At 73.4% G+C, this 22,150-nt stretch carries 24 protein-coding genes; 9 read left to right on the top strand and 15 right to left on the bottom strand.

Translation table 11 applies throughout. The annotated features are described in order from the left end of the window. Positions 1-49: 49 nt before the first annotated feature. Complete coding sequence (locus ACFCV8_RS08720) at positions 50-328, bottom strand: metal-sensitive transcriptional regulator (protein WP_376684565.1); 279 nt, start codon at positions 326-328, stop codon at positions 50-52. 99 nt (positions 329-427) lie between these two features. Between ACFCV8_RS08720 and ACFCV8_RS08715 the strand changes: the two genes are divergently transcribed. Continuing rightward, the gene (locus ACFCV8_RS08715) at positions 428-1,009 is read left to right on the top strand and encodes a rhodanese-like domain-containing protein (RefSeq protein WP_376684564.1); all 582 of its coding nucleotides are present in this window, start codon (positions 428-430) and stop codon (positions 1,007-1,009) included. A 73-nt stretch (positions 1,010-1,082) separates the two neighbouring features. On the opposite strand, the gene ACFCV8_RS08710 is transcribed toward ACFCV8_RS08715, so the two are convergent. Next, a complete protein-coding gene (locus ACFCV8_RS08710) occupies positions 1,083-2,378 on the bottom strand; it encodes an alpha/beta fold hydrolase (RefSeq protein WP_376684563.1) in 1,296 nt (431 codons plus the stop codon). Positions 2,379-2,484: 106 nt separating this feature from the next. On the opposite strand from ACFCV8_RS08710, the gene ACFCV8_RS08705 reads away from it, so the two are divergent. Both ACFCV8_RS08705 and ACFCV8_RS08700 read left to right on the top strand, forming a co-directional pair. Continuing rightward, positions 2,485-3,648, top strand: a complete 1,164-nt coding sequence (locus ACFCV8_RS08705; RefSeq protein WP_376684562.1) for an ABC transporter ATP-binding protein — start codon at positions 2,485-2,487, stop codon at positions 3,646-3,648. Positions 3,649-3,796: 148 nt separating this feature from the next. Further along, entirely contained in the window at positions 3,797-4,573 is a 777-nt protein-coding gene (locus ACFCV8_RS08700) for a nucleotidyltransferase domain-containing protein (protein ID WP_376684561.1), read from the top strand. A gap of 30 nt (positions 4,574-4,603) precedes the next feature. Here ACFCV8_RS08700 and ACFCV8_RS08695 read toward each other — a convergent pair whose 3' ends face one another. The 5 genes from ACFCV8_RS08695 to ACFCV8_RS08675 all read right to left on the bottom strand — a co-directional run bounded on the left by ACFCV8_RS08695 (position 4,604) and on the right by ACFCV8_RS08675 (position 8,923). Then, a complete protein-coding gene (locus ACFCV8_RS08695; protein WP_376684560.1) occupies positions 4,604-5,554 on the bottom strand; it encodes an ABC transporter substrate-binding protein in 951 nt (316 codons plus the stop codon). After that, positions 5,551-6,228, bottom strand: coding sequence for an ABC transporter permease (locus tag ACFCV8_RS08690; protein ID WP_376684568.1), 678 nt, complete (start codon positions 6,226-6,228; stop codon positions 5,551-5,553). The genes ACFCV8_RS08695 and ACFCV8_RS08690 overlap by 4 nt, the downstream gene beginning before the upstream one ends. Further along, on the bottom strand, positions 6,225-6,902 hold the full coding sequence (locus tag ACFCV8_RS08685) for an ABC transporter permease (protein WP_376684559.1): 678 nt from the start codon (positions 6,900-6,902) through the stop codon (positions 6,225-6,227). The genes ACFCV8_RS08690 and ACFCV8_RS08685 overlap by 4 nt, the downstream gene beginning before the upstream one ends. 425 nt (positions 6,903-7,327) lie before the next feature. Then, positions 7,328-8,344, bottom strand: coding sequence for a phosphotransferase (locus ACFCV8_RS08680; RefSeq protein WP_376684558.1), 1,017 nt, complete (start codon positions 8,342-8,344; stop codon positions 7,328-7,330). A 69-nt stretch (positions 8,345-8,413) separates the two neighbouring features. Then, positions 8,414-8,923 carry a DUF664 domain-containing protein gene (locus ACFCV8_RS08675; protein ID WP_376684557.1) on the bottom strand — a complete coding sequence of 170 codons (510 nt, stop codon included), beginning with the start codon at positions 8,921-8,923 and terminating at the stop codon, positions 8,414-8,416. Between the two features lie 81 nt (positions 8,924-9,004). Between ACFCV8_RS08675 and ACFCV8_RS08670 the strand changes: the two genes are divergently transcribed. Continuing rightward, complete coding sequence (locus ACFCV8_RS08670; protein WP_376684556.1) at positions 9,005-9,916, top strand: aminoglycoside phosphotransferase family protein; 912 nt, start codon at positions 9,005-9,007, stop codon at positions 9,914-9,916. A 79-nt stretch (positions 9,917-9,995) separates the two neighbouring features. On the opposite strand, the gene ACFCV8_RS08665 is transcribed toward ACFCV8_RS08670, so the two are convergent. From ACFCV8_RS08665 to ACFCV8_RS08655, 3 genes are all read right to left on the bottom strand, one after another. Then, positions 9,996-11,072: an MsnO8 family LLM class oxidoreductase gene (locus ACFCV8_RS08665; RefSeq protein ID WP_376684567.1), complete on the bottom strand. Its 1,077-nt coding sequence runs from the start codon at positions 11,070-11,072 to the stop codon at positions 9,996-9,998. A 142-nt stretch (positions 11,073-11,214) separates the two neighbouring features. Continuing rightward, positions 11,215-11,406 carry a DUF6381 family protein gene (locus ACFCV8_RS08660; RefSeq protein ID WP_376684555.1) on the bottom strand — a complete coding sequence of 64 codons (192 nt, stop codon included), beginning with the start codon at positions 11,404-11,406 and terminating at the stop codon, positions 11,215-11,217. After that, positions 11,403-11,852 (bottom strand): hypothetical protein, encoded by a 450-nt coding sequence (locus tag ACFCV8_RS08655; protein ID WP_376684554.1) that lies wholly within the window; start codon positions 11,850-11,852, stop codon positions 11,403-11,405. The genes ACFCV8_RS08660 and ACFCV8_RS08655 overlap by 4 nt, the downstream gene beginning before the upstream one ends. A gap of 343 nt (positions 11,853-12,195) precedes the next feature. On the opposite strand from ACFCV8_RS08655, the gene ACFCV8_RS08650 reads away from it, so the two are divergent. The 3 genes from ACFCV8_RS08650 (at position 12,196) to ACFCV8_RS08640 (ending at position 15,386) form a co-directional block, all read left to right on the top strand. After that, entirely contained in the window at positions 12,196-13,257 is a 1,062-nt protein-coding gene (locus tag ACFCV8_RS08650) for a tetratricopeptide repeat protein (RefSeq protein ID WP_376684553.1), read from the top strand. Further along, positions 13,254-14,306, top strand: coding sequence for a polyprenyl synthetase family protein (locus ACFCV8_RS08645; RefSeq protein WP_376684552.1), 1,053 nt, complete (start codon positions 13,254-13,256; stop codon positions 14,304-14,306). The genes ACFCV8_RS08650 and ACFCV8_RS08645 overlap by 4 nt, the downstream gene beginning before the upstream one ends. 78 nt (positions 14,307-14,384) lie before the next feature. After that, positions 14,385-15,386, top strand: a complete 1,002-nt coding sequence (locus ACFCV8_RS08640; RefSeq protein ID WP_376684551.1) for an Acg family FMN-binding oxidoreductase — start codon at positions 14,385-14,387, stop codon at positions 15,384-15,386. Positions 15,387-15,417: 31 nt separating this feature from the next. Here ACFCV8_RS08640 and ACFCV8_RS08635 read toward each other — a convergent pair whose 3' ends face one another. Beyond that, positions 15,418-16,203: a hypothetical protein gene (locus ACFCV8_RS08635; protein ID WP_376684550.1), complete on the bottom strand. Its 786-nt coding sequence runs from the start codon at positions 16,201-16,203 to the stop codon at positions 15,418-15,420. An 89-nt stretch (positions 16,204-16,292) separates the two neighbouring features. Continuing rightward, positions 16,293-17,915: an amidohydrolase gene (locus ACFCV8_RS08630; protein ID WP_376684549.1), complete on the bottom strand. Its 1,623-nt coding sequence runs from the start codon at positions 17,913-17,915 to the stop codon at positions 16,293-16,295. A 233-nt stretch (positions 17,916-18,148) separates the two neighbouring features. Between ACFCV8_RS08630 and ACFCV8_RS08625 the strand changes: the two genes are divergently transcribed. Next, positions 18,149-18,310: a hypothetical protein gene (locus ACFCV8_RS08625; RefSeq protein WP_376684548.1), complete on the top strand. Its 162-nt coding sequence runs from the start codon at positions 18,149-18,151 to the stop codon at positions 18,308-18,310. Positions 18,311-18,594: 284 nt separating this feature from the next. Here ACFCV8_RS08625 and ACFCV8_RS08620 read toward each other — a convergent pair whose 3' ends face one another. Then, positions 18,595-19,803 carry an NlpC/P60 family protein gene (locus ACFCV8_RS08620; protein ID WP_376684547.1) on the bottom strand — a complete coding sequence of 403 codons (1,209 nt, stop codon included), beginning with the start codon at positions 19,801-19,803 and terminating at the stop codon, positions 18,595-18,597. Between the two features lie 274 nt (positions 19,804-20,077). Between ACFCV8_RS08620 and ACFCV8_RS08615 the strand changes: the two genes are divergently transcribed. Further along, positions 20,078-20,629 (top strand): SH3 domain-containing protein, encoded by a 552-nt coding sequence (locus ACFCV8_RS08615; protein WP_376684546.1) that lies wholly within the window; start codon positions 20,078-20,080, stop codon positions 20,627-20,629. Positions 20,630-20,677: 48 nt separating this feature from the next. On the opposite strand, the gene ACFCV8_RS08610 is transcribed toward ACFCV8_RS08615, so the two are convergent. Then, the gene (locus ACFCV8_RS08610) at positions 20,678-21,232 is read right to left on the bottom strand and encodes an RNA polymerase sigma factor (protein WP_376684545.1); all 555 of its coding nucleotides are present in this window, start codon (positions 21,230-21,232) and stop codon (positions 20,678-20,680) included. Positions 21,233-21,399: 167 nt separating this feature from the next. After that, on the bottom strand, positions 21,400-22,083 hold the full coding sequence (locus ACFCV8_RS08605) for a M15 family metallopeptidase (RefSeq protein ID WP_376684544.1): 684 nt from the start codon (positions 22,081-22,083) through the stop codon (positions 21,400-21,402). Between the last annotated feature and the right edge of the window lie 67 nt (positions 22,084-22,150).

The following is a 22,150-nucleotide window of genomic DNA, read 5'->3' as shown; positions in this document are numbered from 1 at the left end:
ACGGCGGCGTGCACCGCAGTCGTCCCGCCCCACCGCCCTCAGGTCCGCCTCAGGCCAGCGAGAGGAAGAGCTTCTCCAGCCGCGCCCGCATCTGGTCACGGCCCGCGGGCTCCTGGCCTCCGTCGGCCATGCAGTGCTGCAGCCCCGTCGCGATGATCGCGAACCCTGCCCGGTCGAGCGCCCGGGAAACGGCCGCCATCTGCGTGATCACGTCCTCGCAGTCACGGCCCTCCTCGACCATCTTGATGATCCCGGCGAGCTGTCCCTGCGCCCGGCGAAGGCGGTTGAGCACCGACTTCAGTTCGTCGGCCGCCATGTCGAGTTCCACAAGATCCTCCTCCTCAATACCCCAAGGGGTATTCTAACCTGACCGGGGAAGGAGGGACCGCCTCCCTCCTCTCCCGGTGAACGAAAGGAATCACTGCTCGTGACCAGCCCCGTCTCCCTCTCCCCCGCCCAGGCCGCGGCCCGTCTCGCGGAGTTCACCGTGATCGACGTGCGCGCCCCCGGCGAGTACGCCTCCGGGCACGTCCCCGGTGCGCTGAACATCCCGCTGGACCGGCTCACCGACGCCGTTCCCGCGCTGAAATCCGCCGCCGCCCGCGGCTCGCTGCTCGTGGTGTGCGCCTCCGGCGTCCGCTCCACCCGCGCCTGCGACATCCTCGCCGCGGCCGACATCGACGCCCTGACCCTCGCCGGCGGCACCTCCGCCTGGGAGGCCGAGGGCCGCGCGATCGAGCAGCCGGCCGGGGCGCGTACCACCTGGCCGATGGAGCGCCAGGTCCGGCTCGCCGCCGGTTCGCTCGTGGTGGCCGGTCTGCTCGCCGGGCTGCGCTTCCCCGCGGCGCGCTGGATCTCGGCCGGTGTCGGCTCCGGCCTGGTGTTCTCGGCCGTGTCCAACACCTGCGGCATGGCCGCCGCCCTGTCGAAGCTCCCGTACAACCGGGCGCCGCGCTCGGCCACCGGCTTCGACGACACGCTGCGGGTCCTGCAGAGCCGTCACGCCTGAGCCGCCCGCCCCGAGGAGCCGGACGCGCCGCGAACCTCGCGGCGCGACCGGCTCCCGGTGCGTCCGGGCGTGCTCAGACCTCGTCCCGGACCAGGGCCAGCAGCCGGTCCAGGACCTTCGGGCCGCCCGCCCGCACCCCGTCGTGCTCGTACTCGTCGGTGACCCAGGTGCGCAGGCCGCGGATCGCGGCGGCCGTACGCAGCGCGTGGGCCGTGTCGACGTACATGTCGTCGTGGTAGACGGCCGCCGCGACCGGCACCTCGTTGGCCGCCAGGCGCTCGCTGTCGTACAGCGGGGCCCAGCCGGTGCGGGCGGCGAGCAGTTCGGCGGTCTCGCGCAGCGGGCGCAGTGCCGGGTCCACCTCGAAGTGCCACGGGTGGATGCTCTCGCCGGTGAACAGCACCGGGCCCTCGCCCTTGAGCGCCGCGGCCGCGTCGAACTGCGGGAAATCGGCGCGGACCCGCTCGGCGGACCAGGCGGTGGGCCGGGCGTCCTGTCCGTAGATCGCCTCGTGCATCAGCGCGTAGAGCGGGTGCCCGGCGAAGGATGTGGCCGTCCGCACGGCCTCCTGGAAGGCGTCGGAGAGTTCGGTGCCGCCGGGGGTGCGGACGAAGGCGTTCTCCAGCAGGTAGTGCAGCTGGTGGCTGCCGCTGCCGCCGCCCAGCATGATGCCCAGCGACTGGAACGACTCGGCCGTCAGCTGGTGTCCGGCACTCTCGGCGGGGTGTTCCAGCAGGTGGGCGGCGATCTTCCGGGCACGCTCGACGTCCTGCGGGTAGCGGGCGTAGTGGGCGGCGACCTTGCGCTCGATCCGGGGGTACGCGGCGCGGTAGACGTCGTCGGCGTGGGCGTCGAGGGAGGGCAGCCCGCCGGTGATGAGGACGGCCTTGAGTCCCTCGGGCGCGGCCGAGAGATAGCGGACGGCGCAGAAGCCGCCGAAGGACTGGCCGAGGACCGTCCACGGCTCGCCGCCGGTCAGCTGCGGGCGGATCAGCTCGCAGTCGCGCACGATGCTGTCGGACCGGAAGTGGGCGAGGTAGTCGGCCTGTTCGCGCGGGCCGCCGCGCAGCGGGAGGGTCTGGCGGTTGGCCGGGGTGGACAGGCCGGTGCCGCGCTGGTCGAGCAGGAGCACCCGGAATTCCTGTACGGCCCGGCCGAGCCAGGCCTCCGCGCCGACGAAGCGCCGGGCGCCGAAGCCGGGGCCGCCCTCCAGGTAGAGCAGCCACGGCAGCTCCTCGCCGGTCCGGCCGCTCGCGACGGCCTCCCTGCCGAAGACTTCGATCTGCTCGCCGCCCGGGTCGCCGTGGTCGAGCGGGACCGTGAAATAGCGGTCGGTGAAGACGATGCCGGGTTGCCGGTAGCTGCTCACAAGGTGCTCCTGAATCAGTTGTGCCTCGGACAGTTCAGCACACGGCCGCGACCCGGACGGCCGCGGCCCGTGTGCGGGTCTCCCGGGTGGCCCCTACCGTGCAGGCATGATCCGGTTCGAGCAGGTCGGCAAGGTGTATCCGGACGGCACGAGCGCGGTCGACGATCTGTCCTTCGAGGTCGCCCAGGGGGAACTGGTCACTCTGGTGGGTCCGTCCGGCTGCGGCAAGACCACCACGATGATGATGGTGAACCGGCTGATCGAGCCGACGTCGGGCCGGATCCTCGTCGACGGCGAGGACATCGCGGGCGTCGACCCGGTGAAGCTGCGCCGCCGGATCGGCTACGTCATCCAGCAGGTGGGGCTCTTCCCGCACCGGACCGTCCTCGACAACACCGCGACCGTTCCCTCGCTGGTCGGCTGGAAGCGGGCGCGGGCCCGGGAACGGGCGGCCGAACTGCTGGATCTGGTGGGCCTCGATCCGGGTACGTACGGTTCGCGCTATCCCGCGCAGCTCTCCGGCGGGCAGCGCCAGCGGGTGGGGGTGGCGCGGGCGCTTGCCGCGGATCCGCCGGTGCTGCTGATGGACGAGCCGTTCGGCGCGGTCGACCCGGTGGTGCGCGAGCGCTTGCAGAACGAGTTCCTGAGTCTTCAGGCGAGGGTCCGCAAGACGGTCCTGATGGTCACCCACGACATCGAGGAAGCGGTCCGGATGGGCGACCGGATCGCGGTGTACGGGGCCGGCCGCATCGAGCAGTTCGACACCCCGGGCGCCGTGCTCGGTGCCCCGGCGACCGAGTACGTGGCCCGGTTCGTGGGCACCGACCGGGGGCTGAAGCGGCTCTCGGTCACCGCGATCGAGCCGGACGACCTGGAGGAGCCTGCGGTCGCCCGGCTGGACGAGCCCGCTGGTGCCGCGGCGGCCCGGCTGGGGGCCGCGGGCGCCCGCTGGGCGGTGGTGCTGAACGGGGCGGGCGAGCTGCACGGCTGGGTGGCGGCCGATGCGCTGCGGATCGCCGGGGACCGCGGCACGGTCGGCGAGCTGGCCCGCCGGATGGATGCCTGGGTGCCGGTCGGGGCGCCGCTGAAGCAGGCGTTCAGCGAGATGCTCCAGCACGACGCGGGCTGGGTCGCGGTCCTGGACGGGGCCCGCTTCCTCGGCGTACTGACCCCGGCCCGGCTCCACGAGGCGCTGCGCCGCTCGGTCGACGCGGACGCGCGGGGCGTGGCCCGGGGCGAGGTGCGGTTCGACTCGGTCGCGGACGCGTGAGAACCCCGGGGCCGGCTCCGCGGCACAGCCGGCGGCGGAGCCGGCCCGCCGGGGCGGGCCTCGTCCACTCCTCGCCCCCGCGGTCGCGCACCCGCTCCCATCCCGGACGCCCCCTTGACTCTCCTCGTCACGTGGCCAGACTGCACCCATGACAGACCGGACCACCGAGCACCTCGTCGACCGCTTCGTCGGCGGCCTCCGATCGGCCGTTCCGCTGGTCTCGGCCTGGGCACACGGGTCATTGGCCGGAGGCGACTACCAGCCGGGCCGCAGCGACATCGACCTGATCGCGGTCCTCGACCGGCCGTGCACGGCGGTGCAGGAACAGCTGCTGGGCGAGATGCACGAGAGCCTGAACCGTGCCGTTCCGCTCGCGTCCGGGCTGCACTGCACCTATGTCGCGGTCACCGAGCTGGACGATCCCGCGCGGACGCACCTCACCTGGGCCCACGAGGAACTGTTCCACCGCGCCGTCACCCCGGTGACCAGGCGTGAACTGCACGCGTTCGGACGCGTCCTGTACGGTCGGCCGCCGGCCGGGCTGCTGCCACCGGTGAGCGGCGGGCAGCTCGCCGCCTTCGTCGTCGAGGATCTGCGGAACTTCTGGCGGCCCGCCCTGGACCATCCGGAACGGTGGACGCGTGACGTCTGGGTCGACCTGGGCCTGCTGACCCTGGCCAGGGCGACGGCGACCCTCCGGGACGGCAGCCTGATCACCAAGGCCGAGGCACTGGACGTACTCGTCGAGCTGGGTGCCCCCGCCGACGTGGTGGACGACATCCGGCGGCGCCGCTACGGCACTCCCCGCCCCGCCGACCAACGGTGGATCAGCCGCCGGGCGGAACTGACGCTCGCCTTTCTCCGGCCCGCGATCGGCGAGGTCACGGCTCCTGCCCCCGGTGGGCCCGCAGGGCCGGAGGTCTGACCGGCGAAGCCACCGACGGCCCCGGCCCCCTCAGCCGTCCGGAACGAGGTGCTTGGCGCGCAGGTAGGCACGTGCCACCTCCTCGGGCAGCCGCCGCCAGCTGTCGACCTGCTCGTTGAGCCGGGCCAGGTCCGCGGTGGTCAGTACGGTGTTGAGGCGGCCCAGCGCCCTGCGGACGCCCTCGCTGCCCGCCCGGGACCGGTTGACGACGGGGACGATGTAGTCGGCGTTCTGCAGGTGCCGGTCGTCGGCGAGCAGGACCAGCCCGAAGCCGCCGAGCGTGGCGTCGGTCGTGGTGGTCAGCACCATTTGGTCCTCGCCGTTGCGGACGGCCTGCTTGGCCGGGGTGGTGCCGACACCCTTGGGGTCCACGGCGGTGATCCGGATGCCGTACGTCTTCTCGAGCCCGGGCGCGCAGTAGGGGCGCTGCACGCATTCGTCACCGGCCGCCAGGCGTACGGGCAGCCCGGAGCGGCCCAGGTCGGTGAGGGTCCGCAGGTGGTGGCGGGAAGCGTAGCCGGAGGTGACGGCGAAGGCGTTCTGGTCGACCGCGCGACCGGGGTCGAGGACGGTGAGGCCGCGGGGCCGGGCCAGCGCGCGCAGGGCCCGCATGGTGGCGCCGAGGTCGGGCGACCCGGCCGGGGCGGCGTCGGGGCCGTTGCTCCTGGCGTTCAGCCAGTCGGCGAAGGTGGCGGCGTATTCCGGTACGACGTCGATCCGGCCGCTCTCCAGTGCCGGTTCGTAGATCTCCCGGTTGGTGACGGAGATGATCTTCGTGGAGTATCCGGCGCCGTTCAGCAGCAGCGCGTACATCTGGGCGAGCAGGTCGCTCTCGGTGAATCCGGCGGAGCCGATGGTGAGGTGTTTGCTGTCGCCCGGCGGTGCAGTGACCTCGCCCCGGTTCTCCAGGGCCGGGCCGGTGGCGCAGCCCGCCGCCCAGAGCAGCACCAGCAGCGCGGGCACACCGGCACGGGTCCTCACCGTGGCCCCTGGCTGCGGAATCGGGCGGGAGCGAGCAGCCGCCCCGCTTCGAAGAGCCCCTCGACGAGCAGCGCGAAGACCGCGACGAGCACCGCCCCGGCGACCACCTGGGGGGTGGAGGCGAGATTGAATCCGGCCGTGATGATGCGGCCGAGCCCGCCCCCGCCGGCAAGCGCCGCGAGGGTGGCGGTCGCGACGAGCTGAACGGCGGCGATCCGTACGCCGGTGAGGATCAGCGGCAGGGCCAGCGGCAGTTCGACGCCCAGCATCAGCTGCCGGCCCGTCATACCCATGCCCCGTGCGGCGCGTACCACGTCGCGGTCGACCTCCCGCATGCCGACGTAGGCGTTGGTGAGCAGCGGCGGTACGGCGAACAGGACGAGGGCGATGATGGTCGGCCAGGCGCCGTGGCCTCCGATCGGGGTGAGGAGCAGCAGCACCAGCACGGCGAAGGTGGGCACGGCGCGGCCGATGTTGGAGAGGTTGACGGCGAGTGCGCCGCCCCGGCCGAGGTGGCCGAGGAGCACGGCGGTCGGCAGCGCGACGGCGCTGCTGATCAGCAGGCAGACGGCGGTGAGGAAGAGGTGCTGGCCCAGGCGCTCGGTGATGCCGCCGTCGCCGGACCAGTGGGCGGCGGTGGTGAGCCAGGACCAGGCGTCGGCGAGGGTCTTCACGACCGGGTCCGGGTCCACGGGGTCAGCAGCCGCTGGACGAGCAGGAGCAGCAGGTCGGCGGCGACGGCGATGAGGACGCAGAGGACGGAGGCGGTGAGCACCTGGGCCTTGAAGTAGGTGTTCATCCCGGAGTAGATCAGGTTGCCGAGTCCGCCGTATCCGACGATCGCACCGACGGTGACCAGGGAGACGGCGGAGACGGTCGCGATCCGCACTCCGGCCATGGCCGCGGGCAGGGCGAGGGGCAGCTCCACGGTGAGCAGCAGCCGCAGCGGCCCGTACCCCATGCCGCGCGCCGCCTGCCGGGTCTCCTCGGGCACGGCGCGCAGTCCGGCAAGGATGTTGCGGACGAGGAGGGTGAGCGAGTAGAGCACGAGTCCGGTGACGACGAGCGAGGCGGAGAGTCCGTAGACCGGCAGCAGCAGCGAGAACATGGCGAGCGAGGGCACGGTGTAGAGGACGGTCGTCAGGCCGAGCACGGGGCCCGCGGCCCAGCGCCACCGCCGGGCCGCGAGGGCCAGCGGCACGGCGACGGCGAGCCCGATCAGCACCGAGACCGTGGTGAGCTGGATGTGCTGCACGAGGGCGTCCCGGAGGATCTCGCGACGGCTGGAGAGGTAGGCCCCGCAGAGCCACTCGTTGCGCGCGAGGCAGTCGTCCGGGGGCGCGGTCACCCGTTCATTGGAGCGCGTTTGGCCGTGCGGGCGCGCGTCCTGATCGGCTGTCCGGGGCAGGGCGGCGGGGTCCTGGCAGGGCGGGGTCGGTCCGTCACCGCTCCGGTGCGGGCGGGGTCGGTGCGGCTGGTCCGCGGCTCGAGGACGGGGGCGGGGGGCTGCCGGTCCGTCCCGCGCCGGTGGCCGTGGTGCGGGAGCGCCCCGACGGTGCGCCGCCACCAGCGGCGCTTCCCGCGCGCACCCCTCGGGGAATCGGCCCCCCGCCGGGGGCCGCACCGGGCCCCGGGCGGAAGACACGTCCGGCCGGCGTGGGGTCGGCACGGTGGACACCTGTCGCGCATGGGCTCCCGGCACCGGATGCGCGCCATCTGCGACGCCTGCACGACCGCCGGGCCGGCCGCGAGGCCCCGCGTCCCCCGGTCGCGCTACAGCGGCGGCTCGGCGGCGAGTTCGCGCAGCCAGTACGCGGCCTCCGGATCCCCGGCCCCGCCCAGGTCGTCGGCCGTGCCGGGGAAGAGCCGCTCCCAGGCTCCCGTCCGGCCGATCGCGCCGAGCCGCCAGGCCAGGCTCAGCGCGCGCCGCAGCTCGGCCCGGGTGTGCCCGTCGCCCGTCCACGCCTCCAGGTACGCGTCCCGCAGCCGGGGCAGGGCCGCGGGGCCGAACCGTTCGCAGGCCGCGCGGGCGGGGATGAGGAAGCTGTGGAAAGGGTGGCCGATCAGCGCGTCGCCCCAGTCGAAGAAGGTGAAGCGGCCCTGCTCCGGCGCGAAGAGCTGGCCGTCGTGGAGATCGCTGTGGTCGAGGGTGTCGGCGATGCCCGAGGCCGCGAGTTCCTCGCACCAGTCGACGAGCCGGGGCCGCAGTTTTCGCAGGGTGTCCCGTTCGTCGGGCTCCAGCGCGGTGTTGCCCCCGACCGCCAGGTCGAAGAGGTCCGGAAGCGCGGTGGTGGGGGCGGCGGGCACGCCGAGCGCCCCGATCTCGCCCACGTGCGGGGCGAGTGCGCGCTGCACCGCGGCGTACTGGCGCAGCGGCTCCTCCCAGGCGTGGGGATCCGCCGCGTCCGCGGTGGCCGCGTCGAGCGCGTCGCGGAAGAGTGTGCCGCCGTCCGGGAGCAGGGCCCAGCCCCTGGCCGCGTCGACGGCGAGCGGGGTGAGCACCCGCCCCGGAACCCAGCGGGCCAGGGCTTCGGTGAGCCCCGCCTCGAAGGCGCTGCCGGGCGGGTTGGCCTTGAACCAGACGGTGCGGCCGTCCTCGACGCACAGCCGCACCAGTACGGACCACGGGCGCAGCCGCACCTTCCGGGTCCCGGTCTCGCGCAGCCCGTGAGCGGCGAGGGCGCGCTCCGCCCAGCCGAGGGCGTCCGCCCGCCACTCGTCCCGCTCCCAGGGCGTCTTCGCTCCCGGGTATCGTCCCCGGTCCACGGTCGTCGGCACATCGATTCGCATCGCGCCATCCCATCACCGCCCGGGCCGGTTTCTCATCCGGATTTTTGCCCGGCTCCGGCGCGAGCGGCGCTATCTGCGTTCCAGCACGCCCCGGACGAAGGCGGCCTGGCCCGCGTGCTGGAGATCGTCCGCGATGACGCTGATCAGCCGGACGCCGAGGGTGACCGGCGGCGACCACGACTCGTCGACGATGTCGCTCAGGGCCCGTCCGTCCAGTTCGCTCACGAAGTCGAGGGTCTGTTCGTGGACCGCGTCGTAGTAGCCGAGGAGCAGATCGCCCGATTCCACCCGGAGCGCGGCGACGTCCGCGCCGCTCTGTCCGTATCCGGTGGCCTCTCCCGCGAAAGGCAGGCGGAACCGGCCGACCCAGTCGTCCCGGAACCACACTTGTTCGATCCCCGCGGCGTCCGCGACATGGTCGTCCTGGACCCGGGTGAGGTGCCATACGAGCCAGGCGATCGAGTTGGCCTCGCCGCCGATCCGGGCGTGGAGGTCGGCGACGGACAGGCCCTCGACCGCCGAGTGGACGGTCTCCTGGACGCGGTTGAACGCGTCGGTCACAAGGTCAGCGCTCTTCATGCCCTCACCTTGGCCGTCGGCGGGCCGCTCCCGGGCCATCGACACGCCTCGCGCACGACGACACCCCTTAGGGTGGGTCGCATGCGCATTGATGTGCCCGCCGCCTTCGTCGCTTCGTACAGTGTGAACGGCGGTGAGTCCGGCCGTGCCTGGCTGGCCGTGCTGCCCCAACTGGGCGCGGAGTTCCTGGACCGCTGGGCCCTGCGGCCGGACGGTCCCCCGGCGCACGGCATGGCCTCGCTGGTGCTGCCGGTGACCCGTGCGGACGGCTCGCCCGCCGTGCTGAAGCTCCAGCAGGTCACGGAGGACAACGCCGGGGCCGCCACGGGGCTGCGGGCGTGGGACGGCGACGGTGTCGTACGCCTCCTCGACCATGACACGGAGAGCGGCACGATGCTGCTCGAACGGCTGGACGCGGCACGTCCGTTGTCGGCGGTGTCCGATGACGTGGCGGCCGTCCGGATCCTCGCCGAGCTGATGGCCCGGCTGGTCGCGGTGCCCGCACCGCCGGGTCTGCGCACGCTCTCCTCGGTGGCCTCGGCCCTGGTGGACGGGACGCCGCGCGCCCTGCCGATGCTGCCCGACCGCGCCGAGCAACAGCTGCTGCGCACCTGCGCCTTGGCGGTGTCCGACCTTCTTGCCGAGCCCGGGGACCGATTGCTGCACTGGGACCTGCACTACGACAACATCCTGGCGGGCGAGCGTGAGCCCTGGCTCGCCATCGACCCCGAACCCCTTTGCGGCGACCCCGGTTTCGAACTGCTGCCCGCCCTGTGCAACCGCTGGGCCGAAGCGGAGGCGACCGGCGAGGTGACCCGCACCGTGCTGCGCCGCTTCGACCAGCTGACCGAAGTCCTCGGCCTGGACCGGCAGCGCGCGACCGGCTGGACGCTGGGCCGCATCCTGCAGAACGCCCTGTGGGACGTCGAGGACGGCAAGAAGGCCCTGGACCCGGCCCAGATCGCCATCGCCGACGCCCTGTTGAACCGCTAGGCCGCGCCCGGCGGACCGGCGCCGGACAGGGAACTGCGTCCGGTGCGGTGCACCGCCGGAGCGTCTTCACGGCGGCGAGCTACGGGGACGTTTCGGCGACGCCGCGAGGTGCCGTGCCGGGCACCGCGCCCGGCCGGGTCCGTGCGCCGGGCGGCCGGGGGGTCAGTCGCGCGAGCCGGGCCAGTCGGCGCAGCGATTCGACCAGGGCCTCGCGGTCGTGGGTGCTGGTCGTGACGAGCACCTCGTCGGCGCCGGTGCGTCCGATGACCGCTTCGAGCTGCTCGGCGACCTCGTCCGGCGTGCCGTGAACATGACCGCTCAGGCCCCGCTCGTAGAGGTGGCGTTCCTTGTCCGTCATGGCCAGCGCCTCGACCCGCTCGGCGGGGGCCAGCGGCGGGAAGACCCCATGGGTCCGGGAGTACGCCAGGGACCATGCCTCCGGGACCAGGATGCGCCGGGCCTGCGCGGTGGTCGCGGCGAGCGCCACGGTGCCCGCCACGATCACATAGGGCTCCGCCGACCGGGCGGAGGGTCGGAACTCGCGGCGGTAGCGTTCGACGGCGCCGGCCAGCTTCTCCCGGCCCCGGAGGTCGCCGACCACCAGGGGCAGGCCCGCCGCGGCCGCGATGCCCGCGCCCTCTCCGGTGGCGAGCACGAACGGGGGGACGCGCAGTCCCTCGGCGGGCAGGGCGTGCACCCCGGGGTGAGCCTGCTGGGTGCCGTCCAGCCAGCCGAGGAGTTCGCCGAGCTGTCCGGCGAAGTCGTCGGCGGCCGGTCTGTCGCTGCCGAGCGCCCGGCGGATGCCGTCGGTGAAGCCCAGCGACCGGCCGACGCCCAGATCGATCCGGCCGGGGAACAGCGACTCCAGTACGCCGAACTGCTCGGCCACCACCAGCGGCCGGTGGTTGGGCAGCATCACGCCGCCGGTCCCGACCCGGATGGCGGTGGTGGCGGCCGCCACCGCCGCGGCGAGCACGGTCGGCGCCGACCCGGCCACACCCGGCACACCGTGGTGCTCGGACACCCAGAAGCGGTGGTAGCCCAGCGCCTCGGCCTCCTGGGCCAGGCGCACCGAGTCACGCAACGCCTCCGAGGCGTCATGGCCCTCGCGGACGCGGGAGCGGTCGAGCACGGAGAACCGGGTGGATGCGATCAGGGAGCTCACACCCTTGTGCAACGTCCGGGGCACTCCGGCATTCCCCGCCCGTGCCCCGGCGCCCGCAGGGGGTGCTCGACGCGCCGTACGGGCGCCGGGGCGAAAAGGGCGGGGATCGCGGCCGGGGATCGCGGCGGGCGTTCTACTTCATGGGGTAGATGTCGCCGCTCGCCATGCCGCTGACCTGCTCGCTCTCCGAGGCGATGCGGTTCGCCTTCTCCTTCAGCCGGCGGCGCTCCTCGGGGTCGGTGGCGCGTTCGGCCTCGGCGTTCAGATCCTTTGCCTTGGCCCGCAACTGCTGAACACGGCTGCGGAGTTCGTCGGACTCGTTCATGATCGCTCCTTGGGTGTGCGAACCCCCCGTCGGCAGCATGACCCGGCGCCCAGGAAGCCGAGGCCGATGCCGAGCATCCAGAAGTCCTTGGCCAGCGGAATGCCGTTCTGGGTGGGCCGGAGGCTTCCGGGCTCCCGCATGCCGGGAACCCGCAGGTACAGCCCGACCAGGCCGCTGGAGAAACCGGTCAGTGCCAGCCCGGCCAGTCGGGTGGGCACGCACGGGGCGAGCAGGGTGGTGCCGACCGCGATCTCCGACCAGGCGAGCAGTCGGGTGAACCGCTCGGGCTCGATCTTCTTCAGGAACGGGTAGGCGACGCAGGCCATCCCGTGCAGCCCCTGGGCCGTCTCGGCGTCGGCCTTCAGCTTGCCGAGGCCCGAGTTCAGGATGAACGCGCCGGTGGCGAGGCGAGGGGGTGCGTCACGCGGTTCGTAGAACGTCCTCATCGGACCCTCCGTCCAGTTCCGGGCCCCCCGTCGAGCTTAGCCAGAAGGTGCCGACGGCGCCCCACCTGACGGCCCGCGGCCCCGGCGGCGCACAGAAGTCGACTTCTGTTGAACGCGGAGCAACCTCCGGGGCGCGGCTGACGTCTTGATCACCAACAAGGCGGTGCACCACCAGCGCCATCCGCATCGCCAGCATCATGAGCGCCATCAGCACCTTGGGCGGCATGGTGCGTCCGATCCCCACGAGTCACCCGGGTCAGACCACCGGACAGCTATGCACTCCGTGTATACATGCAGTGCATAGTTGCCTTCTGTCACGATCCGGCCGCGCAGGAAGGCCCCCATGCAGAGCAAGGCACTGGCGCCCGAATACCAGGGCGCCCTCACCAAGATGTCCGTGAACTCGTCCCTCACCGACGTACTGGCCGAAGGTGTACGCCACTTGAAGGAGGCCGAGCGCTCCGGCTCGCAGCAGGAGGTGGCCCGGTGCGGGCTCGCGGTCGCCGAGGCGCACCGCCGGCTCGGCAACGTGGCGGAGGCCGACCGGGCGTGGAAGGCCAGTTACCGGTCCGCCCGCTCGGCCGAGGACCTCGGGGCGATGGCCTGGGCGTTGTGGAGCGGCGGCACCCTGGCCCGGCAGCGCGGTGAACTCAGGCTGGCCTTCCGGCTGTTGGGGCTCGCCGCCGACATGGGCAAGCGCGGCGGTGACATCGTCGCCCGCGGCTACTCCCTCGCGGGCCTCGCGGAGACCGGCCGTATCCAGGGCGACTACCGCACGGTCGCGGAGCTGCACGAACAGCTGCTGGCCGAGGCGCGGGCGCGCGGCGAGGCGCGGCACACGGTGTGGGCGCTGGAGGGCATCGCGCAGATCCACCGCAACACGGGCTCGCTCGACACGGCCCTGGCCATGTTCGAGGAGGCGGCCGAACTCGCCGGGAACGCGGACGACCAACGGGGCCGGGCCTGGGCGCTGCGCGGCATGGCCGACATCATCTCGCTGCGGGACGATCCGGAGCGCGCCCTGGCCCTGCTCGCCGAGGCGGAGGCGACCTGCCGGGAGATGAACCTGTCCAGCGCGCTCGCCTACAACCACAAGATGCGCGCCAACGTCCTGTTCCGGGCCGGGCGTTACGAGGAGGCGCGGGAGGGCTACGCGGGGGCGCTCACGGAGTTCCGCGCCATGACCGAGCCCCGGGGCGAGGCGCTGTCCCGGCTCGGCCTGGTCAAGTCGCTCGCCCGGCTCGGCCGTGACCGGGAGGAGACCGCGGCGGACCTGGACGAGCTGCGCCGCACTCTCGGCCGGATCGGGCTGCTCAACGCCCGCGAAATGGTCGACAAGGCGTACGCCGAACTCGGTGTGGCGCCGGTCGGCGCCACCGCCTCCGAGGAGGACGGACGACGATGACCGCATCACCCACGACCCAGCAGATCGCCGTGGTGGAGGTCCTCTCCCGCTGCCGTGAGCTCGTCCGCCCGGCGCTGGTGCGGGCGGTGAACCGGCTGCATCCGTGGCACGCCGAGATGGCCGCTTTCTCGCTCGGCTGGGAGCGGGTGGACGGCACGCCCGCCCCGGGCTCGCAGGGCAAGGGCATACGCCAGGCCCTCACCCTGCTCGGCGCCGAGGCAGCCGGTGCACCGGCGCGGGACGCGGTGGCCGGCGCGGTCGCGGTGGAGCTGGTCCATGTGTTCTCGCTCCTGCACGACGACATCATGGACGGCGACGAGACCCGCAGGCAGCGCCCCACCACGTGGAAGGAGTACGGCACCGGCCCGGCGATCCTCGCGGGCGACGCGCTCTTCGCGCTGGCCGTGCAGACCCTCGCCGAGGCTCCCGGGGGCCGGAGCGTGCCCGCGGTCCGGCTGCTCGCCGCGACGCTGGCCGACCTGGTCCACGGCCAGGCCGACGACCTGCTCTTCGAGTCCCGGCCGTGGACCGGTCCAAAGGCGGTCCGGCCGCACGAGTACCGGTGGATGGCCGAGCACAAGACCGGGGCGCTGCTCGGCTGCGCGGCGGGGCTGGGCGCGGTGCTCGCCGGGGCGCCGGAAGACACGGCCGAGGCACTGGGCCGGGCGGGCCGGCACCTCGGGGTGGCGTTCCAGGTGGTGGACGACCTGCTCGGTGTCTGGGGCGATCCCGAGGTCACGGGCAAGCCCGTGCACAGCGACCTGCGCCGGCTGAAGAAGACGTACCCGGTCCTCTCCGCGCTGGCCGCGGACCATCCCACAGCCCGGCGGCTGGCCGCGCTGCTCGATGCCGGGGAACCGCTGGGCGACGCCGACGCCCGGCGGGCGGCCGGACTCGTCGAGGAGGCGGGGGGACGCACCGCCGCCCTGGCCGAGGCGCACCGGCAGCTCGACAGCGCGCGTGGCAGCCTGGAGAGCGTTCCGCTCGCCCCGGCCGCGCTCGGCGAGATCCTGGCGCTGCTCCCGTACCTCATCGAGCGTACGGAGTAGGGGACGTACGGCCCCGGGGCCGGTCGGACGTGGGAGGGTGGAAGGACCACCGTGCGCTTCGTCCCGGGGAGGTGCCGGATGCCGGTGCAACCGCTCGACGACACCACGCTGCGGGAACTGGTCGGTGACGCCGTCACCGCCCCGTCGATGCACAACGCCCAGCCCTGGCGGTTCCTGTTCCGGCGCTCCAGCCGGACATTCGCGCTGCGGGCGGAGTTCGGCCGCGAGATGCCGGAGGCCGACCCGTCCACCCGTGGTCTGCACGTGGGGTGCGGGGCGGCGCTGCTGAATCTGCGGGTGTCGGCGTGCCATCGGGGGTTCTCCCCGGTGACCACGCTGTTCCCGCGCCCCGCCGAGCCCGATCTGGTGGCGACGGTCCGCCTGGACCCGGGCTCCGGCGGGCCGGGGGTCCCCCGGGACGCCGAGCTCGCCGCGCTGCACCCCGCGATCCGGCTCCGCCGCACCAGCAGGTACCCGTTCGACGGCCGGGTGATCCCCGGGGGCGTACGCGCGCTCCTGGCCGAGGCGGCCCGCCGCGAGGAGGCCGCGTTCGCGTTCCTGGCACCGGACGACCTGGACGGGGTGCTCGTGCTGATCCGGGACGCCGAGGTGCTCGATCTGACGGACCCGGCGCGGGAGGCGGAGCAGCGTTACTGGACCCGGAACACCGAGGCCCGGATCCCGGTGGACGGCGTCCCCGACTACGCCTTCGGCCCCACCGACGCCTCGGGCCGCGCGCTGAACCGGGATTTCGCCGGCACGGAGGCGGTTCCGGGGCGGGACCACGCCCTGTTCGAGGCCCGGCCGCAGCTCGCCCTGCTCCGTACCGGGCGCGACCGGCCGGCGGACTGGATGCGGGCGGGGCAGGCGCTGGAGCGCGTACTGCTGACCGCGGTGGCGCACGGGCTCGTCGCCGCGTTCGCGACCCAGCCCCTCGAATGGCCGGAGCTGCGCCGTCTGCTGCGCGACCCGGCCCTGGGGACGGGGCATCCGCAGATGATCCTGCGCCTCGGCTACGGTCCCGCGGGCCCGCCCACGCCGCGCCGCCGGGTGGACGAGGTGCTGACGATCGAGCCCTGACGGCGGGCCGGTCGCCCGGCCCGCCGCCCGGTCACCTCAGTGTGACGGCGTCCCCCTTGGAGACGACCTTCATGGTCGTGGTGGTGCCGGGGAACGCCCAGCGCCAGCTGCCCGGGGCCGTGGCCTTCACCGTCGTACGGAGGTGGCCCCTGCTGTCGGTGGTCGCGGTCTTCACCGTGCTGTACCTGCCGCCCGGCTTCTTGTACTGGAGCTTGACCACCTGCTTGGTGAACGCGTGGTACTTCAGGTCCGTCCAGTTGGCGCGCGACAGTTTGCCCGTGACGGTGAGCGTGCCGCCCCTGCGCACCGGCTCGGGTGTGGCGTCGGTGGTCAGGGTCGCGGCGCGCTTCACGTTGAACAGGGCGATGCGGTCCGAGATCCAGTAGTCCCCGTCGTTGGCGTTGACCGTGGCGTTGGCCTGCCACTGCCCCGCGACATCGTTGGCGTTCCAGCCCTTGTTGCCGCTGCCGTAGAAGTCGATCCAGGACGGGTCGATCTCCATCGTCGCCGTGCACACGGAGGTCGTCGAACCGGTCTTCTTGCAGGTCGTCCCGAGGTAGGTCACCGGCCCGTAGGCGGTGGACGCGTTGAACGCGGACACGTGACCGACTTTCTTCACCCCCGAGTTGTCCTTGATCGTCATGGTGATCGGGAACTTCTTGACGTCCTTGATCCCGACGATCACGCTGTCGCCGTTGTTCACGACGGTCCTGGTGATCCGGATGTCACCGCGCCCTTCCGCGTGTGCGGCCGGTGCCACCGCGACGGTGACGCCGACCGCCCCCACCGCGGCGAGCACGGCGATTCGTCTGTGCATGTCCCACCCCTGTTCCGCCCCCGCCCCGTGGCGGGGGCAGCACAGCGTACCGATCACCGCGCCCACCGCCTCCGGACGCGGTGGACATGTCAGAGGCGGGTGTCGCGGTGGGTGGTGCGGCCGTCGACCACGGTGAGCAGGACCGGCAGCCCGGCCAGCTCCGTGGCGGGGGTGACCAGGGGGTTCTCGGCGAAGACGGTGAGGTCGGCGCGGTGGCCGGGGGCAAGGCGTCCCGCCTCGTGCTCCTCGCCCGCGGCGCGGGCCGGGTTGAGTGTCATGCCCTGGAGCGCCTGGAGGGCGGTGAGGGCCTGGTCCGGTCCGTGCGGGGGCCGGGTGAGGTCGCGGCCGGGGCGGCGGTGGCGGGCTCCGGCCATCACGGTGAGCGGCGGGTAGGGCGCGACGGGCCAGTCGGAACCGAGGACGACGGTGGCGCCCGAGTCCCACAGGTCGCGGCAGCGCCAGGCGCGCGAGGCGCGCTCCTCGCCGAGCCGCCTGGACCAGTTGTCGGTGTGGTCGGCGCGGGTGAAGTCGCAGCAGTGGGTGGGCTGCATGGACGCGATGACGCCGAGTTCGGCGAAGCGGCGCACGGTGTCGTCGGGGACCGTCTCGATGTGCTCGATCCGGTGCCGGACCGCCCGGGGCTCCGTGCGGGCCGCGTCCCGTACCGCGTCGAGGACATGGCGTACGGCCGCGTCGCCGATGGCGTGGGTGGCGGTGGGCACACCGGCCCGGTGGAGTTCGCCGATGACCGCGGTGAAGGCTTCCGGGTCGGGCCAGAAGGCGTGGGTGGACTCGCCGTGGCAGTCGGGCCGTTCCAGCCAGGCGGTGCCGTTGTCGATGGTGCCGTCCATGAAGAGCTTGACGCCCGCCACGCGCCACAGCCGCCCTCCGGTGCCCTGCTGATCGACGAGAGCGGCCACCGCCTCGCGGTCGGCTCCGGGCTGACACCAGGGAGCGACCCTGAGGCGCAGCGGCAGCTCTCCGGCGTCGTCGAGCGCGGCGTACAGCGACAGGCTCTCGCCGTTGGCGTCCATGGCGTGGCCGCCGGTGAGTCCGGAGGAGGCCACCTCGCGCAGAGCCGCGGCGAGACGGGTCCGCTGCTCGGCCGGGGAGAGCTGCGGCGCGGCCCGTTCGACCGCTTCGAAGGCGGCGTCCTCCAGCAGCAGGCCGGTGGGGCGGCCCGCCTCGTCGCAGACGATCTCGGCGGACTGTTCGAAGCGGCGGGGGCCGTCGATCCCGGCCAGCTCCAGCGCGCGGGGGCTGGCCAGCATGGAGTGGGCGTCGAAGAGCATCACGAGGGCCGGGATGCCGTCCAGGACCGGTCCCAGGGAGGCGGACGCCATCGGCAGGTCCCCGAAGACGTTCGGGTCCAGGCCGTGGGCGCGCAGCCATGCCCCGGGCGCCAGTGACCGGACCCCTCTCGCCAGGGCGTCGCGCACCTGGTCGAGGGTGGTGCAGCCGGAGAGGTCCAGGCCCTGGGCGAGTTCGGCGCCCATGACGGGGTGGAGGTGCCCGTCGACCAGTCCGGGCGTCACCACGGCGCCCCGGAGGTCGATCACCGTGGTCGCCGGGCCCGCGAGGGCGCGGACGCCGCGGTCGTCGCCGAGTGCGGAGATCCGTCCGCCGGTCGCGGCCAGGGCGGTCTGCGGGAGCAGCTCGCCGGTGACGACATCCAGGAGACGGGCGTTGAGCAGGACGAGGCCGGGGTGCACGTGCGGGCTCCTTGGGGCTGGCGGGTCGGTGCGCGGCGCGGAGGGCGCCGGACACGTCCGTCACCCGCTCGTCCGCTCCGGCACATAGTGACCGAGCGGAGTCCCGGGTGCGCGGTCGCCGCCCCCGGGCGCGACATGACCCGATGCTATTGATCACATAACCAATAGGCAAGTGCGGGGCCGCCCGCGCTACGCTCGACCTGTAGGCACGCAGTCCGATCACGGAGGCGGCCATGTGGAAGAACATCGAGTACTCGACCCCGTCCCAGGCCGAGGGCGAGCGGCTGGACGAGGACCGCGATCCGGCCGAGGAGCGCCACCCCGCCACCATGCGCACCCAGCCGTCCCAGGCCGAGGGCGAGCGCGGCACGGAGGACGACGAGCCCCGGACCTGACCGACCGGACGCCCTCCCCGGAGGACGGCATCGCCGCCCTCGGGGGTCGCGGGGGTCGTCGGCGGTGGTACGCAGCGGCCCGGCCGGACGGAGTCGACGACGGCGCCCGGCCGGGACCGCCGGCAGACGGCGGACCCGGCTCCGGGCGGCGGGGTACGGGAACGGGGGCGTGACGGGCACGCCCCGGCGGCCCCCTGAGCCGGTCACGGGAGCACCCCGAGGCGGTGGATACCGTCGGCCGGGATCGGCCGGCGGGATCCACCGCTCCTCGCGGTGGGCCGGACTCAGCAGGTGGGCACCCCGGGCAGCCACTCCGGGCCCACGATGTAGATGTTGGTCATCCACGAGCCGTCGGTGAGCCGGGACCAGGCGTCGTTGGTGTAACCCTCGGCCGTCACCTCCTGGGCATGCGCCTGGCAGACCACGTTGACGGTGGTGGGCTGCGGGAAGTAGTCCACGACGCCGGCGTTCACGTTGGCCTCGGAGTGGGTGCGGACCTCGGTGCCCCAGGTCTGGAAGGCCTTGCTGCCGCCACCCGGCGGCGGGGTGGAGGTGCCGCCGCAGTCCGGAATGCCGGGCAGCGACGCCGGGCCCTTGATGTAGATGTTCGTCAGCCAGGAACCGTCGGACAGCCGGGACCAGATGTCATTGGTGTAGCCCTCGGCGGTGACGGTCTCGGCGTGCATCTGGCACACCACCGACACCTGGGTGGGGCCGGGGAAGGTGTCCACGACGGACGCTTTGACACTGGGCGAGGAATGGGTGCGCACCTGGGTGCCCCAGGTCCCGAAGGTGGTGCCGCCGTTGGCCGGCGGGGGCGGCACCGTGCCGGAGCCGTCGATGCGGACGGCGCCCGCGTAGTCACCGCCGGTGCGCACCGGCGCCACCCGGATGTGGGTGCCCGACTCATAGGCCTCCACCATCTGCCCGGCGCCGATGTAGACGGCGACATGGTGGATGTAACCGCTGCCCCAGAACATCAGGTCGCCCGGGAGAAGGGGTGCCGAGCCCTGCGCCGCGGAGAACCTCTGCTCCGCGTGCGAGGTGCGGAACTGGTCGTCGGCCGTGCCGTTCAGCAGATCACGGCCGGTCGCCTGGGCGTAGGCGTAGCGGCTCAGGCCGGAACAGTCGAAACCCTTGCGTTCGTTGTCGTGCATGCTGTCGGGGTCGGAGCCGTCGTAGTAGCCGTAGGTCGGGCCCGGGGTGGCACCGTGGCCGCCACCCCAGCTGTACCAGACGCCGATCTGGCCGCACGCGGCGCGGACGGCGGCCTCGGCGGTGGCCGACGCACCCGGGGCGAGGACGTCGCAGGCGGCCTTCGGGGACGCGGTGGCGGCCGGCGCGGCGTGCGCCGTCGCGGGCAGGGCGGCGGAGAGGGCGAGGGCGGCGACGGCGGCCAGCGAGCGGCCGACGACATGGCGCGTACTGATGGTGGTGTTCACGGTGCACTTCCTCCGTTGACGGTGTGTCACCCCGGGGACCGCGCCGGGCATGCGGCGATATGCCCCGCCGAAAGTGACCTGCGTCACACCACCCGGCGGGGGGGTGCGCTCATACCCGTTCCGCCGTTCCCCCGTCCCCCCGATGGCTCCGCCGCACGCGGGGCCGACCGCTCGCGCCCCTTCGGCGGGCGGCTCCTCACCCGCCGACCTCGGGGCACGACATGGCTTCTTCCGGACCGCCGACGGCCGCCCCGACCCGGCATCCCGGGGCCCGTCAGCCGTGCCCGACCCGTCCGTACACCGCCCTCCACGTCAGGAGACCGCCATGCCCCGCTGTCCGTCCCTCCATCGATCCGCCGCCGTGGTCGTCGCGGCAGTGGCCGTTGCGCTGTGCACCGCCCCGACGGCCGGAGCCCTGTCGCCCCCGGCCGCGCAGGCCGACCGTTACTTCCACACCTGGGCCACCGATGTGAACCTCCGGGTCGACGAGACCGATCCGAACACCTGCCGACGCCACCCGTCCGTCCGGCTGCCCGGCGTCCCGGACTGCCCCGGCATGACCGGCGCGACCGGGTCCGGCGCGATCGGGACCGGCACACCGGTCGCCGCGAGGAGCGGGCACACGTTCGGTCCGTACAGCGTCACGGCGTACGAGACCGTCAACATCCGCAGCGAGCCCAACACCTCGTCCCGGGCCTTCGACAAGATCCGGGCCGGGGAAACCCGTTCGGACGCTCTCTGCTGGGCACACGGCGAGACCGTCCGGGACCACGGCTACACCAACGACGTGTGGATCGGATTCACCGAGGGATGGGCCAGCGCGGTCTATCTGAAGGGAAACGAATACGCGGGGCTGCCGGCCGACGCCACGTGCTGAGACGGCGTACGGGCAGGGGCGGGACCGAGTGCCCCGCCCCTGCCCCTGTCACGTCCCGCCGGCCGCCCGGGTGTCGGCCAGCGCGGCCCGCATCTTGGCGAGGCCGCGCATCCGATTGCGCTGCACGGTCCCCCGGTGCGCCCCCAGTCGCTCCCCCGCCGCGTCGTGGCTGAGGCCCTCCAGGTCGACCAGGATCACCGCGGCGGCCTCCTTCGGCGACAGCAGGGCGAGCAGCGCCAGTGCCGCGCACCGGGCCTCGCAGCACTCAAATCCGCCGTCCCAGCCGGGTTCGGGCAGCCGGTCGGTGACCGTCTCCCGGCGGGACGGCCGCTGCCAGGAGTCCCGCAGGAGGTTGAGCGCGGTCGCCGAGGCATAGGCGTACGGATGGCGCTGCGGCGCCAGGGTGCGCCCCCTGGCCCGGCGGGAGAGCCGCATGTAGGTGTCCTGGAGCAGGTCGTCCGCGTCGTGCGGATTCCCGGTCAGGGTCAGCAGCCGTCGGCGCAGCCGGGGCATGACCTCGGTGAAGGCGGCGTCGAACTCGGCCGAGTTCATGCCGCTCAGTGGGCGGTCGATGACGGTATCGCAGGGCTCGGTGGTGCTCATCGGACGTTTCCCCCATGTTTCCGCGGCTCCACTGGTCAGGTGGACGCGGGCTGTTGCCGTGTCCGGCCGGGGTCTGATGCGTCGGCCGGTCGTGCGGACGGACTCGGTACGGACGAACTCGGTACGGGCCGGCTCGGGCCGGAACGGACGGGCCGGTTCAGGCCGGTTCAGGCCGGTTCGGCGGAGGCCCCCGTCCCGTCCGGCAGTTCCACGGGGCCGTAGCGGGCGGCCCGCTGCCCGGACAGCAGTGCCCAGTACCGGTCCCCGTAGGACCAGTGCCACCACTCCGTGGGGTAGTTGACGAATCCGGCGGAGGTCAGCGCCCGCCACATGACCTCACGGTGGGCGCGGGCGGTGGCGTCGATGTTCGGCGCGGCCGTGCGGCACGCGTTGGCGCTCTCCTGCGGCGTCGCGTTGACCTCGGTGCCCAGGGGCAGTTCGGTGCCGTCCGCGGTGCACAGGGTCAGGTCGATCGCACCGCCGCTGACGTGCGGGGCGACCTCGGGCGGCGAGACGTAGGCACTGGCCAGTTCCTGGATCCGGGCCGGGGACGCCTCGGGGTGCGCGGCTCGCAGGGTCGCCGAGTACTCCTCGAAGTAGACGCGCTGGAGACCCGGCGGCCGGTACCCCTCGACCACCAGGAACCGCGTCCCCGCGGGGAGCCTTCGCTGCGCGCGGAGAAGCCTGTCCAGGACACCGGACCGGGTCAGGGCGTAGGCGCCGGGGCCGTCGGCCAGACGGCCGTCGAGCAGCAGCTCCGGTGTGTCCCGGATGTCTACGAGTGGCTCGGCGCAGTCGTCCAGCGGAACGGCCGCCACGCGCGGGTCGGAAAGAACGATGATGTCGGTCACGTACCGATGGTCCCGGGCACATCTGCAAAAGCTCTGCAGATGCTCTGCAAGCCCCTGACGGCTCCCG

It is taken from the genome of Streptomyces sp. NPDC056347, assembly GCF_042262625.1.
GTDB lineage: Bacteria > Actinomycetota > Actinomycetes > Streptomycetales > Streptomycetaceae > Streptomyces.
This window is presented reverse-complemented; position numbering and strand designations above follow the sequence as displayed.

Coding starts and splice junctions, on each gene's coding strand:
- ACFCV8_RS08705 (WP_376684562.1), top strand. CDS start 2,485: ATGATCCGGTTCGAGCAGGTCGGCAAGGTGTATCCGGACGGCACGAGC.
- ACFCV8_RS08700 (WP_376684561.1), top strand. CDS start 3,797: ATGACAGACCGGACCACCGAGCACCTCGTCGACCGCTTCGTCGGCGGC.
- ACFCV8_RS08680 (WP_376684558.1), bottom strand. CDS start 8,344: ATGCGAATCGATGTGCCGACGACCGTGGACCGGGGACGATACCCGGGA.
- ACFCV8_RS08675 (WP_376684557.1), bottom strand. CDS start 8,923: ATGAAGAGCGCTGACCTTGTGACCGACGCGTTCAACCGCGTCCAGGAG.
- ACFCV8_RS08670 (WP_376684556.1), top strand. CDS start 9,005: ATGCGCATTGATGTGCCCGCCGCCTTCGTCGCTTCGTACAGTGTGAAC.
- ACFCV8_RS08660 (WP_376684555.1), bottom strand. CDS start 11,406: ATGAACGAGTCCGACGAACTCCGCAGCCGTGTTCAGCAGTTGCGGGCC.
- ACFCV8_RS08655 (WP_376684554.1), bottom strand. CDS start 11,852: ATGAGGACGTTCTACGAACCGCGTGACGCACCCCCTCGCCTCGCCACC.
- ACFCV8_RS08650 (WP_376684553.1), top strand. CDS start 12,196: ATGCAGAGCAAGGCACTGGCGCCCGAATACCAGGGCGCCCTCACCAAG.
- ACFCV8_RS08645 (WP_376684552.1), top strand. CDS start 13,254: ATGACCGCATCACCCACGACCCAGCAGATCGCCGTGGTGGAGGTCCTC.
- ACFCV8_RS08640 (WP_376684551.1), top strand. CDS start 14,385: ATGCCGGTGCAACCGCTCGACGACACCACGCTGCGGGAACTGGTCGGT.
- ACFCV8_RS08635 (WP_376684550.1), bottom strand. CDS start 16,203: ATGCACAGACGAATCGCCGTGCTCGCCGCGGTGGGGGCGGTCGGCGTC.
- ACFCV8_RS08625 (WP_376684548.1), top strand. CDS start 18,149: ATGTGGAAGAACATCGAGTACTCGACCCCGTCCCAGGCCGAGGGCGAG.
- ACFCV8_RS08620 (WP_376684547.1), bottom strand. CDS start 19,803: ATGCCCGGCGCGGTCCCCGGGGTGACACACCGTCAACGGAGGAAGTGC.
- ACFCV8_RS08615 (WP_376684546.1), top strand. CDS start 20,078: ATGCCCCGCTGTCCGTCCCTCCATCGATCCGCCGCCGTGGTCGTCGCG.
- ACFCV8_RS08610 (WP_376684545.1), bottom strand. CDS start 21,232: ATGAGCACCACCGAGCCCTGCGATACCGTCATCGACCGCCCACTGAGC.